The sequence below is a fragment of the Nocardia sp. AB354 genome (assembly GCF_049538315.1).
Lineage (GTDB): Bacteria > Actinomycetota > Actinomycetes > Mycobacteriales > Mycobacteriaceae > Nocardia > Nocardia nova.
Map to the genome: position 1 here is coordinate 159,780 of NZ_JBMVFU010000004.1, position 16,405 is coordinate 176,184.

The 16,405-nt window shown below is 69.1% G+C and carries 13 protein-coding genes; 8 read left to right on the top strand and 5 right to left on the bottom strand.

Features of this window, described 5'->3' with window-relative positions:
* Positions 1 to 58: 58 nt before the first annotated feature.
* The 5 genes from ACPCUW_RS07580 to ACPCUW_RS07600 all read left to right on the top strand — a co-directional run bounded on the left by ACPCUW_RS07580 (position 59) and on the right by ACPCUW_RS07600 (position 7,482).
* On the top strand, positions 59 to 1,414 hold the full coding sequence (locus ACPCUW_RS07580) for a lipase family protein (protein WP_063011560.1): 1,356 nt from the start codon (positions 59 to 61) through the stop codon (positions 1,412 to 1,414).
* A gap of 91 nt (positions 1,415 to 1,505) precedes the next feature.
* Positions 1,506 to 2,309: a tRNA (guanosine(46)-N7)-methyltransferase TrmB gene (trmB, locus tag ACPCUW_RS07585; RefSeq protein ID WP_423424111.1), complete on the top strand. Its 804-nt coding sequence runs from the start codon at positions 1,506 to 1,508 to the stop codon at positions 2,307 to 2,309.
* Between the two features lie 2 nt (positions 2,310 to 2,311).
* On the top strand, positions 2,312 to 3,067 hold the full coding sequence (locus ACPCUW_RS07590; RefSeq protein ID WP_064906191.1) for an NYN domain-containing protein: 756 nt from the start codon (positions 2,312 to 2,314) through the stop codon (positions 3,065 to 3,067).
* Positions 3,067 to 7,026, top strand: a complete 3,960-nt coding sequence (locus tag ACPCUW_RS07595) for an MMPL family transporter (RefSeq protein WP_423424112.1) — start codon at positions 3,067 to 3,069, stop codon at positions 7,024 to 7,026. The genes ACPCUW_RS07590 and ACPCUW_RS07595 overlap by 1 nt, the downstream gene beginning before the upstream one ends.
* A 66-nt stretch (positions 7,027 to 7,092) precedes the next feature.
* A complete protein-coding gene (locus ACPCUW_RS07600) occupies positions 7,093 to 7,482 on the top strand; it encodes a VOC family protein (protein WP_423424113.1) in 390 nt (129 codons plus the stop codon).
* A 3-nt stretch (positions 7,483 to 7,485) separates the two neighbouring features.
* Here the strand turns inward: ACPCUW_RS07600 and ACPCUW_RS07605 are convergent, their stop codons facing one another.
* Genes ACPCUW_RS07605 through ACPCUW_RS07620 form a run of 4 tightly spaced genes read right to left on the bottom strand, consistent with a single transcriptional unit; the run spans position 7,486 to position 11,258 of the window.
* Entirely contained in the window at positions 7,486 to 8,181 is a 696-nt protein-coding gene (locus ACPCUW_RS07605) for a DUF1707 SHOCT-like domain-containing protein (RefSeq protein WP_305781156.1), read from the bottom strand.
* Between the two features lie 59 nt (positions 8,182 to 8,240).
* Entirely contained in the window at positions 8,241 to 8,912 is a 672-nt protein-coding gene (locus ACPCUW_RS07610) for a response regulator (protein ID WP_423424114.1), read from the bottom strand.
* Positions 8,909 to 10,108 (bottom strand): MacS family sensor histidine kinase, encoded by a 1,200-nt coding sequence (macS, locus tag ACPCUW_RS07615; protein ID WP_423424115.1) that lies wholly within the window; start codon positions 10,106 to 10,108, stop codon positions 8,909 to 8,911. Before macS ends, ACPCUW_RS07610 begins: the two co-directional genes overlap by 4 nt.
* Positions 10,089 to 11,258: an AI-2E family transporter gene (locus tag ACPCUW_RS07620; RefSeq protein ID WP_423424254.1), complete on the bottom strand. Its 1,170-nt coding sequence runs from the start codon at positions 11,256 to 11,258 to the stop codon at positions 10,089 to 10,091. Before ACPCUW_RS07620 ends, macS begins: the two co-directional genes overlap by 20 nt.
* A 244-nt stretch (positions 11,259 to 11,502) precedes the next feature.
* Between ACPCUW_RS07620 and ACPCUW_RS07625 the strand changes: the two genes are divergently transcribed.
* The 3 genes from ACPCUW_RS07625 to ACPCUW_RS07635 are packed head-to-tail and all read left to right on the top strand — an operon-like array spanning position 11,503 to position 14,652.
* The gene (locus tag ACPCUW_RS07625; protein ID WP_063011568.1) at positions 11,503 to 12,978 is read left to right on the top strand and encodes an adenylate/guanylate cyclase domain-containing protein; all 1,476 of its coding nucleotides are present in this window, start codon (positions 11,503 to 11,505) and stop codon (positions 12,976 to 12,978) included.
* Positions 12,979 to 13,020: 42 nt separating this feature from the next.
* Positions 13,021 to 14,193 carry a lysylphosphatidylglycerol synthase transmembrane domain-containing protein gene (locus ACPCUW_RS07630; protein WP_063031093.1) on the top strand — a complete coding sequence of 391 codons (1,173 nt, stop codon included), beginning with the start codon at positions 13,021 to 13,023 and terminating at the stop codon, positions 14,191 to 14,193.
* Positions 14,194 to 14,241: 48 nt separating this feature from the next.
* Positions 14,242 to 14,652, top strand: coding sequence for a DUF3054 domain-containing protein (locus ACPCUW_RS07635; protein WP_423424116.1), 411 nt, complete (start codon positions 14,242 to 14,244; stop codon positions 14,650 to 14,652).
* Between the two features lie 12 nt (positions 14,653 to 14,664).
* Here ACPCUW_RS07635 and ACPCUW_RS07640 read toward each other — a convergent pair whose 3' ends face one another.
* On the bottom strand, positions 14,665 to 16,347 hold the full coding sequence (locus ACPCUW_RS07640; RefSeq protein WP_064906218.1) for an NTF2-like N-terminal transpeptidase domain-containing protein: 1,683 nt from the start codon (positions 16,345 to 16,347) through the stop codon (positions 14,665 to 14,667).
* Positions 16,348 to 16,405 lie beyond the last annotated feature (58 nt).

Consider the following 16,405-nt stretch of genomic DNA (forward strand, 5'->3'; position numbering starts at 1 on the left):
TGGACCCCGGTCGGCCGTGCGCCCGTGCGCCGGCCCCGTGGATCCGAAGGAGGTTGCGATGAGCGTCAACGTCGACGTCATCGGTAACGACGGCGCCGCCGTCGCGACGAAGAACGAACGGCCGCTGCCGCCGTCGCAGGACCCCTTCTATCGCGCACCCGCCGACGCCGCCGCGCACGCACCCGGAACCGTTCTGCGCAGCCGGCCCGTGCAGATCGCGCTGCTGGGACTCATTCCGCAGCGCGTGACGGCGTGGCAGCTGCTGTATCGCAGCAACGATCTGCACGGTGACGCCGAGGTCGCGGTGACCACGGTGCTGCTGCCCGCCGATGCCGATCCGGCCGAACGCCGCCCGTTGCTGGCCTTCGAATCGGCGATCGACGCCGTCACCGAGCGATGCGCTCCCTCCTATGCACTCCGCCGCGGCGCCGTCGTCCCGGGCTCGATCACCCAGCTCGAACTGCTGCTCGTCGCCAACGCACTGCGCCGCGGCTGGGCGGTGAGCATCGCCGATCACGAGGGACCGGACGGCCGTTTCGGCGCGCCCCGGGAACCGGGCTACCGCTCGCTCGACGGCATCCGCGCCGCGATGCACTTCCGTCCGCTGGGGCTCGGTACCGACACCCCCGTGGTGGTCTGGGGCTACTCCGGTGGCGGGATGGCCGGCTCCTGGCTGGTCGAGATGGCTCCCACCTATGCGCCCGAGCTCACCATCGCCGGTGCGGTACTGGGCGCGCCGGTCGGCGATCCGGGTGAGGTGTTCATCCGGCTGAACGGTGGCCGGTACGCCGGTTTTCCCGCCATCGTGATCTCGGCGCTACGCCAGGTGTATCCGGCGCTCGAGGAGGTGCTCGACAAGCACATCACCAGCTCCGGGGAACGCCTGCTGGAACGCGCGGCTCAGCTGCCACCGATCGTCGCGCTCGCTCGGCTCGCCGGCCACGACGTCAGCAAACACCTCGATCACCCGCTGGAAGAGGTACTGAGCACCCCCGCGATGTGCGACATGTTCGACGATATGCGGCTCGGCAAGCACACCCCGCACTGCCCGATCCTGGTGATCCAGCCGCTGCACGATCGCATCATCGACGTCTCGTGTATCGATGCGCAGGTCGAGCGCTACCGCGCGGGCGGTGCCACCGTCGGCTACCTGCGCGATCGGCTGAGCGACCACTTCACGTTGTTACCGCTGGCCACGCCGCTGAGCCTGGACTGGCTGGCCGACCGCATCGCCGGCCGCCCGGTCACCGACGCCGACACCGAGACCCGGACCGTCTGGTCGGTGATGGCGTCCCCGTCGCGCTGGCGCGGACTGTTCGAGCTGGCCGGCACCGCGGGCCGGATGATCCTCGGCCTGCCGCTGGGCAGGCAGAGCGAACCGGAACTGCCGCAGACGCAGCCGCTCGCCGCCTGACGCCGGGCTCCGCCACCGCGGCAACACTTCTGACCCGGGATTTCCCTCCTCGACGCGGTCGATTGCGGCCCTGATCATCGAATACTGGACAATGGACGCCGTGAACGACGCCGCGAACGACACCGCTGGTAGCGACGGGGCCGGAGGCGGCAGCTTGCGTAACCACGAAAGCCCCTACCCCGAGCGTGAGCCCTCCCGCCTCTACCCGCGGGTAACCAGCTTCCGCTCGCGTCGTGGCGCGTTGACCGCGACCCAACAGCAATCCTGGGAGCGGATGTGGCCGCGCATCGGCCGCGAGGTGAGCGACGAGCCGCTCGACGCCGCCGCCTGGTTCGGCCGGACCGCCCCGCTGATCATCGAGATCGGCTGTGGCACGGGGACCGCGACCGCGGCGATGGCCAAGGCCGAGCCGCAGTTCGACCTGATCGGCATCGAGGTGTACAAACCCGGTCTCGCCCAGCTCGTACAGCGGATCGAGCGGGAAGGCATCGAGAACATCCGGCTGCTGCGCGGCGATGCCGTCGACGTCCTCGAGCACATGATTGCCAAGGATTCGCTAGCGGGCGTGCGGGTCTTCTTCCCGGACCCCTGGCCGAAGGCTCGCCACCATAAGCGCCGGCTGCTGCAGCCCGCGACGATGACCCTGATCGCCAGCCGGCTGCAGCGTGGCGGCATTTTGCACGTAGCCACCGACCACGCGGGCTACGCCGAACATATCGCCGAGGTGGGCGCGGGAGAACCGCAGCTCGTAGGCCTGAACGAGGCCACCGGCGGCGATGCGGAACACCCCGGAACCGATACGGTGATCGGCCTCGAACGCCCGGTGACGAAGTTCGAGAGCAAGGCGCATCGAGCCGGAAGCGCCATCACCGAGTTCATTTGGGGGAAGATCTAGATATGAGTCTCAGGGAGATGGCCCAGCCGGCCGACGAGGTTGCCGGAACAGTGCGCGGCGACGAATCGGACGTCGTCGCCGGCGCGGCGGCCCCCGCGACGCCGGTCGCCGAGCCCGCCGGGGTGCGACGGGTGCTGCTGGTGTGGGACGCACCGAACCTCGATATGGGCCTGGGCGCCATCCTCGGCGGCCGTCCCACCGCGGCCTACCGGCCGCGCTTCGACGCACTCGGCCGCTGGCTGCTGGCGCGTACCGCCGAGTTGTCCGCCGGCAGTACACAGCGCATCGAACCCGAGGCCACCGTCTTCACCAATATCGCCCCCGGGACCGCCGATGTGGTGCGTCCGTGGGTCGAGGCGCTGCGCAACGTCGGCTACGCGGTCTTCGCCAAACCGAAGATCGACGAGGATTCCGACGTCGACAGCGACATGCTGGCACATATCCAGTTACGCCGCAGCGGAGCCGGTCTCGCGGGGATCATGGTGGCCTCCGCGGACGGTCAGGCCTTCCGCGAACCGCTCGAGGAGGTCGCGGCCACCGGGGTTCCGGTCCAGGTGCTCGGATTCCGCGAGCACGCGAGTTGGGCTGTCACGTCCGATATCCTCGATTTCGTCGACCTCGAGGACATCCCGGGTGTGTTCCGTGAACCGCTGCCCCGGGTCAGCCTCGACTCGCTGCCCGACGAGGGAGCCTGGCTGCAGCCCTTCCGGCCGCTGTCCGCACTGCTCACCTCCCGCCCCGCTCAAGGAGTCGCTTAGTGTTCACCCGCTGGGGCGAGCTGGTCCACAGGTTCCGCTACACCGTGCTGGGTGTAGCGGTGGCCGCGCTTCTCGCCCTGGGGGCGTACGGGTTCGGTCTGGAAAACCATCTGAGCTCCAGCGGCTGGTTCGACCCCGGTGCGGAGTCCTCGCAGGCCGCGGTGCTCAAGGACCAGGTCTACGGTCGCGATCACATGTCCGACGTGATCGTGCTCTACACCGCGCCCGACGGTAAGACCATCGACGATCCGGAGTTCGGGCGGAAGATCACCGACAATCTCAACAGCCTGCCCAGGGACCATCCGGACCAGATCAACAAGGTCAACGTCGCCTACTGGAAGACCGAGACCGGCGACTGGAGCGCCTCGGCCACCGGTAGTAAGGACAAGAAGTACGCGTTCGCCTCGGTCGCCATCAAGGGTGACGACGACACGACCACGATGAACAACTACCGCGCGGTCAAGAACGCCTTCTACATCCCCGGCGTGGATGTCCAGCTGGCGGGCATGCAGCCGGTCGCGGGAGAGCTGAACGACACCATCGCCTCCGACCAGAAGCGCATGGAGATGCTGGCCATTCCGGCCGTCGCGATCCTGCTGTTCTTCATCTTCGGCGGTATCGTCGCCGCGGCCCTGCCGCTGATCATCGGCGGTCTCACCGTCCTGGGCGCCAACGGCATCGTCATGGCGATCACCCATGTCACCGAGGTGAACTCGTTCGTCGGGGCCGTGGTGTCGATGATCGGCCTGGGCTTGGCGATCGACTACGGCTTGTTCATAGTCAGCCGGTTCCGCGAGGAGCTGGCCGAGGGCTACACCACCCGCCAGGCCGTACGGCGATCAGTGATGACCGCCGGGCGTACGGTCACCTTCTCGGCGACCATGATCATCGCCGCCAGCGCCGGCATGCTGCTGTTCCCGCAGGGCTTCCTGAAATCGGTCGCCTACGGCACCATCGCGACCGTGCTGCTGGCCGCGCTGGCCTCGCTCACCATCCTGCCCGCGCTGCTGTCGATCCTCGGACCGCGCGTCGACGCGCTGGGATTCAAGCGGTTCCGCAAGACCAAGACCGCCGAAGAGGTCGAGAACGGTTTCTGGGGCCGCACCACGCAGTGGGTGATGAAGCATCCGCTGAAGGTGGCGGTGCCGCTGTGCATCATCCTGCTGCTGCTGATCATCCCGGTGAAGAACCTGAAGTTCGGCGGTATCAGCGAAACCTATCTGCCGCCGGACAATCCGACCCGCATGGCGCAGGAGAAATTCGACGAGATCTTCCCGCTGCGCCAGACCGACCCGATCCAGCTGGTCATCACCACGCAGAACACCGGCGAGATCAAGGCCATCCTCGACGAGGCCAGTGGCGCACCCGGACTCACCGATCCGTTCGGCACGCCCGGCATTCCGCCGAACGGCTCCGATGTCTGGGTGTCCGAGGCGACGATGGCGCCGGACGCGAACGTCGAGGACACGATCGCCTATCTGCGCTCGATCAGCGTGCCCGACGATGTGGATCTGATGGTCGGCGGCCAGCCGGTCCTGATGCAGGACAGTATCGATTCGCTGCTGGATCGCATGCCGCTGATGATCGTGCTGGTCGTCTTCGTGACCACGCTGCTGATGTTCCTGACCTTCGGCTCGCTGGTGCTGCCGATCAAGGCGGCGTTGATGAGCGCGCTGGGCCTCGGCTCCACGCTCGGCATTCTGACCTGGATCTTCGTCGACGGCCACGGCGCCGGACTGCTCAATTTCACGCCGCAGCCGATCATGTCGCCGGTACTGGTGTTGATCATGGCGGTGATCTACGGCCTGTCCACCGACTACGAGGTGTTCCTGCTCTCCCGCATGGTGGAGGCGCGCGCCCAAGGCGCGAGTACCACCGAGTCGGTGCGCTCCGGAACCGCGCAGACCGGTCGCATCATCACCGCCGCGGCACTGATCCTGCTCGTGGTGGTCGGCGCGTTCGCCTTCTCCGATCTGGTGATGATGCAGTACATCGCCTACGGCATGATGGCCGCGCTGTTCATCGACGCCACCGTGCTGCGCATGCTGCTCGTTCCCGCGACCATGAAACTGCTGGGTGACGACTGCTGGTGGGCCCCGGCCTGGATGAAGCGCATTCAGCAGCGCATCGGCCTGGGCGAACCCATCCTCGACGACGAGCGTCCCGGCACCGGCGAGGTCGTCGACCTGGTCAAGACGACGCCGGTCACCGATCCGGTGACCATGCAGCTGCCGCAGCTGCCCGACGGGACGCCGAAGGGCCCGCGCAAGCCGCGGCGGTTGAAGTTCCTGCGGGTCGACCCGGAGGCGCCGACCGAGCAGTTGGATCGCATCGATCCGGCCGCGGCCGGCACGTCCACGCGCGCGACTCGCGCCAAGAGCCCCGAGGCGTCTCGGTCCGAGGGCTCCGAGTCGTCGGCGTCGCGGACCGCGCGGTCCAAGGCGGGCGCCGGAGAGTCGACGGAATCGCGAGCGAAAGCCGTTGCTCCCCCGGCGGCCGCGGCAGCGGAAGCCGATTCGTCGGCGTCGGAGAAGCCGGTTGAGGCCGAGAAGTCGGAAAAGTCCCCGAAGCGCAAGCGTTTCGGCCGCCGCCGGTCGGACTCCGGCGCAGATGCGCCGTCGGCCGATTCGGGCAATTCCTCGTCCGGCGACAGTGATGCCGATGCCTCGGACGGCACCGGGAATCAGGCACCGCCCGCCGCCTCGGCCTCTGCCGACGCCGCCACGGTCCGCACGCCGTCCGGTCCGGAAGCCGGGCGCCCGACAACCCCGCCGCAAACGCCCGGCATCCGATCCTCCCGCGTGCTGCCTCCCTCCGGCCGGCCGCAGCCGCCTCGGCCCCCAGGCGGTCCCGGTGTCATCGGCGAATCCGGTGTCATCGGCGGTTCCTCCGCCGCGGAGGAGCCGGTCCGGGGCGCGGGAACGCCGCAACCGGCCCGCTCGGCCGATGCCGGCAGCACTCCCGGCGTGCTCGGCGCGGCCCCGATGCCGGGGCGCACCTCGCCGAATCCGGGACAGGCCCCGTCGGGCACTCCCGAACCCCAAGCGCCGCAAGCGCCTTCGGCACCGCCCTCGGTCTCGCTGCCCGGTTCGGATACCGCCCCGAACCGTGGCGTGGTGCGGCCGCCGCAGGTCGTCCGCCGCGGTATGCCGCCCCGGACGGTGCCCGCGCCGGACACCGCTCCCGACGCCACCGATTCCGTGCCGCCGACCGCTCCGGTCGGCACCACGCCGCGGGTGCTGCCGCCGAAACCGGCGAAGGTGCCGCCGCATCCGTCGGTCCGCGCCCAGCTCTATCGTCCGGACGCCCCGCCGTACCACCCTGGACAGGCTCCCGCCCAGGGCGCCGGGCCGGCGCCGGACGCCGGTCGGCCCGGCCACAGCGGACCTCCGGCCGCTCCCGAGGGGCCCGGTCGCTCGCAGCGAGTAGCCCCCGACGCCCGCCCGCCGGCCGTGCAGCCGCCGCGGCGCATCCCGCCCGATGGCATGCGGCATTCGCCTACGCGGACAACGGAATCCGGGCCCGGCAGTGTGTCTCCCGCCATGCCCCGGGAGCCGAAGGACACCGATGCGACCCAGGAGCTGCACGGGCCGGCGAATCCGGGCCACCGGCCACCGGCCGGCGGCCACAACGCACCGGCTTCGGGGCCCCGAGGCGACCTCGGCTCGCCGCACGGTCCGGGCTCGATGGGCACCGGTGAAGCCGGAGGTCCGACGGCGCCCGAGCCCGGGAATTCCACGGCCGCAACCGAATCCGATGCGTCCGGAAACCCGGCCGACCACCCCGACGCGCCGGGTGACGACAACCGCAACAACATCGAACAGTGGATGGCCGACCTGCGCTCGTCCCGTCGTCGCCCCGAGCCGGAACCGGCCGATCCCGACGACGAGGGTAAGCATCGCACCAGCGGCCGCACGGTGAGCGTCAACGAACTGCTGCGCCGCCAGAACCGCGACTGATCGACTGCGCGGGCCGGTGGCTCCGTACCGGCCCGCGCCCGCAGCTCGCGGCTCTACGATGCCCCCATGCTGAACACCGCGCGGATCGAGGCACGCGTCCCCACGCAGGATCTGGAACGGGCGAGGCGTTGGTACGCCGAGAAACTCGGTCTGGAACCCGTGGAGGAGCGCCCGGGCGGGCTGCGCTATGAGGGGGCGTCAGGGGTCTTCTGCCTGTTCGCGTCGGCCGGTGCGTCCGATGGTTCCTTCACCCAACTGGGGTTCTACGTCGACGATATCGAGAGCACCGTGGCCGACCTGCGAGAGCGCGGCGTGGTCTTCGAGGAGTACCCGGGCACCGTCGGCGGGATCATGGAGATCGAGGGGAACTACCCCAGCAAGGGACGCGCGGAACGGGGTGCGTGGTTTCGCGACAGCGAGGGAAACATGATCGGACTCGGCGAGGTCGTCGAATAGCGATCAGAACCCCGACATCAGCTTCTTCCACTGCACGCCGAACGGGTGCTTCGCGGTGATCGAGCTGAACCGGCTGCGCCCGTGCACGATGATGTGCAGCGGTCCGATCGGCGGCCCGGTGCGCACTTTGTTGTTGGCGCTGGAACCGATCAGCTCCACGCCGTTCAGGTCGACGGTCGCCTCGCCGGGCAGGATCATGGTCAGCGAGCTGCAGAAATCGTCGACCCGGATCTCGACCACCTGGGTCGACATGACGGCCTGGGTGAAATCCAGGGTGACGCCCGACAGATAGCTGTTGACGTACAGCGAGGGCGGCACCTGCCACGGCCCCTTGCGGGTGACGCCGGACAGGCGCGGACGAATCGCGGTTTCGGCCTCGGTGCGTCCGGCGGGGGCACCCCACCGCCACGTCTGAGCCGGTCCGGACGAGGCGGTCGGCTGGCCGGGATTCGGTTGTCCCGCAAGGCGAATCCCGGGCAGATCGATCAGGACGGCGTTGAGTTCGCCGCGCGTCTTGGCCGCCAGCGCGGTATCCATCCGCTCGCTGAACTCGCCCAGCGACAACATGCCCAGCCCGACCGCGCGCTGTAGCAGGGTCCCGACATGTTCGCGTTCGGCATCCGATACTCGCAGGTCACGGTCGCCTACGGCTCCCCCGGTTCCCGCGGACCCCGGGGCGGAAACGGTCTCACCACCCATGTTCACGAGGCTACCGACGCCGCGGCCGCAGCACATCAGGGCAATCCCTGATCCGGCCCCTACTCGAGGCCCTGTTCGATGGCGTACCGGGTGAGCTCGACCCGGTTGCCGAGCTGCAGTTTGCGCAGCGTCGCCTGCACGTGGTTCTCCACCGTGCGATGGCTGACGCTCAGCCTGGTCGCGATCTGTTTCGCCGACAAACCCTTCGCCACCAGCCGCAACACCTCGGTTTCGCGGTCGGTGAGGACGGGGCGCTCGGCGCTCCTATCGGCCCCCGTCCCGGCGATGCGACGGAATTCGCCGAGCACCACACCGGCCAGGCCGGGCGTGAACACCGCCTGGCCCGCGGCTGTCGCCCGCACCGCGTCGATCAGCTCGGCCGCCGACGCGCTCTTGACCAGATAGCCGCTCGCCCCGGCCTTGACGGCTTCCAGCACATCACCGCGTTCGTCCGAGGCCGAGAGCACCAGTACTCGGCTGCGCGGCGAGACGCGGAGCACTTCCGCGGTGGCCTGGGCTCCGCTGCCGTCGGGCAGTTGCATATCCATCAGGACGACGTCAGGTCGGACCGCGGCGGCCCGGCGCGCGGCCGTGCCCGCGCCGTCCGCCGTCGCCACCAGCCGGAAACCGGCTTCGGTGAGATCGCGGGACACGCCGTCGCGCCACATCGGATGGTCGTCGACCACCATCACCGAAACATCGTCTGCCGCGACGTCTTCCGATGTCCTCATCGTTGCTCCCCGTCACGTGGAATCCGGAATTCCCATTCGGTGCCGTCGGCGGTGTCGAGCAGTTCGGCGGTGCCGCCCAGCGCCTCGATCCGCCCGACGATCGAATGCGAGACGCCCATCCGCCCCTCGGCGGCCGCGGCCGGCAGCCGGCCCTGCGCGATCCCCGGCCCGTCGTCGCGCACACTGACCACCACCGCATCGCCCATATCCTCCAGCAGCACAAAGGCTTTCGCCTCGGCGCCGGCGTGCAGCGCGGTATTGGACAGCGCGGCACCGACGGCGGCGGCGATCTCCCGGGCGGTCCGTGCCCCGATCGTCACCGGCTCACCGGGCGCGGAGACCGCGATCGACGGCGCGGCGAAGGCTCTCAGCAGCGCACGCAGGTCCGCGCGGGCGTCGAGACCCGAACCGTCCCTGCCTTGTTCGGAGATCAGCACCCGGAGCGCGACTTCCTGTTCGCGGGCACGATCCGCCAATTCGGCCGTACGTCCACCGATTTCACTGCCGCGCCGACTGATGTACGCGAGGACCTGCAGCACCCCGTCGTGTACTTCGCGGGCGAGCCGTTCGCGTTCGGCGGTGGCGGCGGACAACCGCATCGCCTGCTCGAGGTGCCCCTGCGCGCGCCGCGCCGTCGCGGCCGCCAACCCGATGGCCAGCCCGACCGAAACCAGCACGGGCGCGGTCGCATCCGACCACAGATCCAACTCCCACTGTTCCCGCACCACGATGCTCACCACCGAAATCGCCAGCCCCGCGAGCACGCCGCCGAGCGCACCCCATTCGATCGCCGCCGACATCACCGCATTCGCCACCCACAGCGTGGTCGGCAGGGTCTGATGCCCGTGGTACCAGGGGTAGTCGGCGACCAGCCGAGTCGCCGCCATCAGCCCGACGGCGACCGCCAGGTCACCGATCACCACCGCTCGCCGCTCCCACCCGGTGACCGACCAGCGCGACAACCACAGCGCCGAGACGACTGACCAGAGCACCAGCATCCCGATCAGCACCCAACTCAGCGGCTGCCGCTCGTACGACGACACCGAGGCGACCTGCTGGCCCACCGCGTAGAGCATTGTGACCAGGCGAAACACCTGCGCCGCCCGCCACAGCGGCGCGGTCGCGGCCGTCGGTCCCGGCGCGGTCGAGTCGGCGGGCCGCGTGACGCCCGCGGACTCAGCCCTCGTCCGCATCACCGCCGTCCGCATCGGACCGCGATTCGGCCCGGCGGTAGCGATCCGGCTCGGGCCGGTCGGCATCGGCGTGGAACATCGGCTCCCCCGGTTCCCCGGTATTGAGTTCCTGATACAGCTCTTCCGGGCTGCCGACCAGCAACGAACGGATCGCGGTGTTCATCACCGCGACGAACGGCACCGCCAGCAGACCGCCCGCGATACCGGCCAGCACCACGCCCGCCGTGATCGCCAGCACCACCGCCAGCGGATGGATGCGCACCGCGCGGCCCAGCAACAACGGTTGCAGCACATGGCCTTCCAGCTGCATCACCGCCACCGTGATGCCGAGCACGATCAGCGCGGTGACGAAACCCTTCGTCATCAAGGCCAGGAAGACCGCGATGAAACCCGCGAGCAGGGAGCCGACGATCGGGACGAAGGCGCCGATGAACACCAGCGATGCCAGCGGAAGGGCCAGCGGCACACTGAGAATCGCCAGTCCGGCGCCGATGCCGATGGCGTCGACGGCCGCCACCACGACGGTGGCGCGCACGAATCCGATCAGCGTGCCGAAGCCGAGCCGCCCGGCGGTGCGCACCCGTTCACGTTGCGGGGTGGGCACGATCCGGGTCACGAAGTTCCAGATCTGGTCGCCGCCGTAGAGGAAGAAAATCAGGATGAACAGCGTCAGGAAGGCGCCGGTCAAGAATTCGCCGATCGCCGCGGCGGTGGTCAGGGCGCCGCTCGTCAGCGAATCCTGATTGGCCTCCAGGGTTTTGATGATCGTATTGCCGCCGTTGCGGATCTGGTCGTTGCTCAGATGCAGCGGACCGTTGATCAGCCAGTCCTGCACGGTATGGATGCTGGTCTTGAATTCGTCGGTCAGCTGCGGCACACCGGTGATGAACTGCTCGATCACGAAGGTGAAGATCCCCGCCAGCAAGCCCAGCGATCCGACCAGGGCCACGAATACGCCGATGCCGCGCGGCATTCCGAGGCGTTGCAGCAGATCCACCAGCGGCGAGAGCAGCGCCGCCGCGAGCAGGGCGATCGCGACCGGAATGACGACCGTGGTCAGCTTGTGCGCCAGGTAGGCGACCGCCAGCACCGCCACCAGGATGATCAACAATCGCCAGCACCATTCGGCGCCCTGACGCACCAGTGGATGCACCGAGTCGGCCGCGCTGCGCTCGCGCCCGCGATCGGGTGCGCTTCGGCTCGAAGCCGCCGATGCGACGCCCGCCGGGGCAGGCTCGGCCGGATTCCCGGAGGTCTTGCTGTCCCCACTCACGCCGCGAGCCTATCGGCCGGGGACGCAACCGGCACGTGTCCGCTCCGCCCGAATCCGGTGACCTACGACGCGCCCCGCTAGATTGGTCATCGTGTCAGCGCCTCTGGAAGCGGTCAAACAGACCATGCGAACGCGCTGGCCGCTGTACCTCGCATCGATGCTGGCGGCCAATGCCTTCGGTGCGGTCCTGGTCTACGCGTTCATCCAGTACGGGCTGCCCGCGCCCGAGGGCACGCCGAACGGATTGCGGCGCGCCGGCCTGCTGCTTCCGGCGCTGGTCTTCGCGATCGGCGGATTCCTGAGCGTCACCGCCTCGGCGTTGATGCTGCGCCCGGTGATGCGCTGGCAGATGCGCGGCGGGCCGCCCAGTCGCCAGGAACAGATGGCGGCGTTGCACGCGCCGCTGCGGCAGTCCATCCTCCACCTGCTGTTGTGGCTGGTGGGCGGTGCGGTGCTGGCCGCGCGGATCATCGTGGAAACACCCGAGCTCGCGGGTGCGGTGATCGTCACCGAATGTATGGCCGCCACCATCGTGTTCGGCTTCACCTACATGCTGGGTGAACGAATTTTGCGCCCGGTGGCCGCGCACGCGCTGACCACCGGCACCTTCGATCACACCCTCACCCCCGGTGTCGGCACGCGCATGGCGATGACGTGGGGCATGGGCACATTCGCGCCGACCATCGCGATCGTGCTGCTGTGTGTCACCCAGATCACGTCGCAGGTGCATTTCTCGGCGCAGTCGCTGGCCATCTCGATTCTGCTGCTGTGCGGGGTGGTGATCATGCAGGCGCTGGCGCTGTCGATGCTCACCGCGTCGAGCATCTCCGACCCGGTGCGGCAGCTCTCCCGGGCGATCAACCGGGTGCAGGGAGGTGCGCGCGATGTCCAGGTCGAGGTGTTCGACGGCAGTGAGATCGGCCTGCTGCAGGTCGGTTTCAACCGCATGATGGAAGAGGCCGCGCAGCGCCGCGAACTGCAGGAACTGTTCGGCCAGCACGTCGGCGAGGAAGTGGCCCGCCGCGCGCTCGAGTACGGCACCGAACTGGGTGGTGAAACCCGGTTCGTGGCCGTGTTGTTCGTGGATATGGTCGGCTCCACCGCCACCGCCGCCGAGCGGCCGCCCACCGAGGTGGTCAGCCTGCTCAACGAATTCTTCCGGGTGGTGGTCGATGTGGTCGACCGGCACAACGGCCTGATCAACAAGTTCGTCGGCGATGCGGCGCTGGCGATCTTCGGTGCGCCACTGGACCGTCCGGACGCGCCGACCGCCGCGCTGGCCGCGGCCCGCGATCTGCGCGAGGCGCTGCGCGAGGTGCAGGGCCTGGATATCGGCATCGGTGTCTCGGCCGGCCTCGCCGTCGCCGGAAACATCGGCGCCGCGAATCGCTTCGAGTACACGGTGATCGGCGATCCGGTGAACGAGGCCTCGCGCCTCACCGAATTGGCGAAGGAACATCCGGGCCGCGTCCTGGCCTCGGGCAGCGCCCTGTACTTCGCCGACGACGACGAACAGAAGCAGTGGATCTCCGGCGACGAGGTGCAATTGCGCGGTCGCCGCCGCAAGACCCGGCTCGCGTGGCCGAAGGCTCTCGGATGAGCCACTGCCGCCTTCGGGCCCGACCCCACTAGGCTGGGCGTCGTGACGGCCCACGCTGAACCCGGCGGCGAACCGGCGCGGCCCGCGCGGCGCAGGTTCCGCTGGTTGAAATGGGCCCTCGGCGTTGCCCTGTCGGCGTTGCTGATCGCCGAGGGCGTATACCTGTGGCCGCGCCTGCACGATTCCTGGCGCAACCTCACGGAGATCCATTGGGGCTGGGTCGCCCTGTGCGTCTGGATGCAGGCGTTGTCGATGAGTGGATTCGGCCGCATCCAGAAACGCCTGCTGCGCGCGGGCGGGGTCGACGTCTCGCAGCGCGCCTCGGTATCGGTCGTCTACGGAGCCACCGCGATGTCGGTGTCGCTGCCCGCCGGCCAGGTGTTCTCCACCGCCTTCACCTATCGCCAGACCCGCCGCTGGGGTGCGAGCCCGATCGTCGCGTCCTGGCAGCTGCTGATGTCGGGCGTGGTCGCGACGAGCGGCATGCTGCTGCTCGGCGTGGGCGGCGCGCTGCTGGTCGGCAATCGCATCGGTCCGTGGAAGCTGGTCCTCACGCTGGGCGCGGTGGCGCTGCTGGTGTGGGCGGGCAAATACATTTCCGGTAACCCCGGTGCGCTGCAGGCGCTGGTGCGCCGCGGGGTGCGGCTGGTCAACCGGATCCGGCGACATCCGGCCGATGCCGGGCTGGCGCACGTCGACGAGGTGCTGCGACAGCTGGAATCGGTGGATGTGCACCGGCGGGATGCCGCGTGGGTCGCGTTCTGGGCGGTCGTGCATCGGCTCGGCGATGTGGCCTGCCTGGGTGCGGCCTGCTACGCGGTCGGCGCCGATCCGCGCTGGGCGGGCCTGCTGATCGCCTTCAGTGTGGGCAAGGCGGTCGGCACCATTCCGTTCGCACCCGGTGGCATCGTCTACGTCGATGCCACCCTGATCTACAGCCTCACCGCCGCCGCGGGACTGCCGGCGGCGCAGGCGGTGGCCGCCGCCTTCGTCTACCGCATGGTGAGTTTCATTCTCGTCGCGATCATCGGCTGGATCGTCTTCGTCTTCCGCTTCCGCAATCCGCAGCTCGGCGATGCGCAGTTCGAGCAGGAATTCGAACAGCGCTCGGCCCTGCTCGCCGAACCCCGCCGCGCCGACAGCGGCGCGAACCGGCCCCTTCGCGAGGGGGATTCGCCCGGACCGGCCGAACCCGACGGCGAACCGCAGCCCTGAGCGGTCCCGGAATCCGGCTGCCGCACCGCTGTCACTACCCTGGCGACCGTGAGGAAATGGCTGCCGCTGCTGATCGATGTCGTGCTGGTGATCGTGTTCTGCGCGATCGGCCGGCGCAGCCACGACGAGGCGGTGGCGGCGGGTCTGCTGCGCACGGTCTGGCCGTTCGGCGCCGGTCTGCTGATCGGCTGGGTGATTGCTCCGGCGATCGCCGGCCGCGGGCGACTGTCCGACGCGCTCGCACGATTCGACGGATCGGCTGTGTGGCCGACCGGCGTGGTGGTGTGGTTGTCGACGCTGATCTGCGGCATGGTGCTGCGAGTGATCAGCGGTCAGGGCACCGCGGTCAGCTTCGTCATCGTCGCGGCGACCGTCCTCGCGGTCTTCCTGCTGGGCTGGCGCGCGGTGTGGATCCTCGCCGCCCGGCGCATTCGAGTCACCGGCGCATCCGTGAACTGACGCCCGCGACCGCTACTTGTTGTCGTCCGGCGTGGCCAGCGACTGCAGCATCCGCGCGGCCATCCGGGAGGTGGCATCGCCGCTGTCGATATCGTCGATGTGGATGGCGAAGGCCAGGTCACCGGCATTGGCGAGCAACCATCCGTCCGAGCCGGCATTCGCGGTGAAGGCGGTGACCCCGGCATAGCGGGCGACCGTCACCTCCTGCGGGCTTCCGGTCGCGTCGCGCAGCATGCCGCGCAGCTTGTCGACCACATCGCCGGGGAGCGGTTCCAGCTTGGCCTCGGTGGTGCCGGGCCGGCCGATCTCGATCATCGGCGGAGCCACCGATCCGCGCGCGATCGTGGCCGCGGCGATCGCCATCCCGAACGGGCTGGCCAGAATCGGATCGTTGGTGCCCTGTTTGACCTGCTCGACGCCGCGACCACCGATCGGCAGCCGGCCCGTGGTCTCGTCGAGTCCGGGCACCTTGAACCCGATGCCGACGCCCAGCATGGCCGCCGCCTCGGCCGCATCCTGCACCGAAACGTCCTGCGGCGCCTTCTTCTTCACGATCGAGGCGACCGCCTTGAACAGGTCCATCGCACCGCCGACCGGATAGGTGGCGGTGAATGCGGGCGCGCCCTGGGCGCTGGCGTAGTTGTTCTGGGCCGCCGCGACCACGGCACCCGTGGAGGGCTGTATCGCCACGATCGAGGCCGCCGTACCGACACTGACCACGGCGTCCTCGGCCGCACGCTGCAACTTCTGGTCCATCGTGGAGGCGATGTCCGGTCCCGGCGGACCCTGATATCCGGCCAGTTGGGTGACCATCCGGCCGTCGGGCTCGAACAGCTGCACACCCCAGCCGGCGTGCTGATCCCGGTTCTCCTGCCACACCTTCTGCAGCGCGTCGGTCATGGGCGACCACACCCGGCGGTCGGCGACGATCAGCCTCGGCTGCTTCTCCATCACCACGCCCGGAATCGAGGCCATCCGAGGCTCGAGAATCGCGAAATCGTCCTCGCGCAGGCTCACCGCGGTGATCGGCTTGCCCTGCGCGCCCGCCAGCTGCTGCATCAGCGAGGCACCGGTGATCAGCGGCGCGACCGGCGCGATGGCATCGGCCAGGGCATTGGTGGTGCCGACCGGATCGCCTGTCTTGGTGGGATCCACCTTGATGACGTTGATGGTCTGCTGGGTCAGCAACGGCCGGCCGTCGTTGTCGTTGACCTTCGGCGCCGGCGTCGCCTCGGTGCGGACGAGCTTCACCGACCGCTTGTAATCCAGTTGCGGCATGACGACGGTGGGGTCCCAGGAGATCCGCCAGCCGATAGCCAGCTTGCGGATATTGCCCTGCAGGTCGTAGCTCCAGTCCTTACCCGGCCCGAAGTTCCAGGCGGCCTTCAGGTTGAACATCGCCGAATCGCCGTCGAGGCTGATGAACTGAACCAGCTTGTAATCGGGCTTACCGGGCTGGAGTCCGTCGAACATCGACTTCAGAGTGCTCTCGGCACCGGAGGGGTACGAGGTCAGTGCGGCGGCGCCGGCAGCATCGCGATCGTCCATTAGCTGGGTGAAATGCTCGACGACCGCTTCGGGTCCACTCGGCGTGCTGTGAAAATCGCACGACCCCATCACGATCGCTACGGCAGCAATTGCGGCCAGTGCCACTGCGCCCCGAACGCGAAAGCGGCGGGATCCCCACACATCCATGTCGCCCACTCTTCACTCTTGTCACTCCAGCAACAAGACCAACGGTACCCGAAGGAGT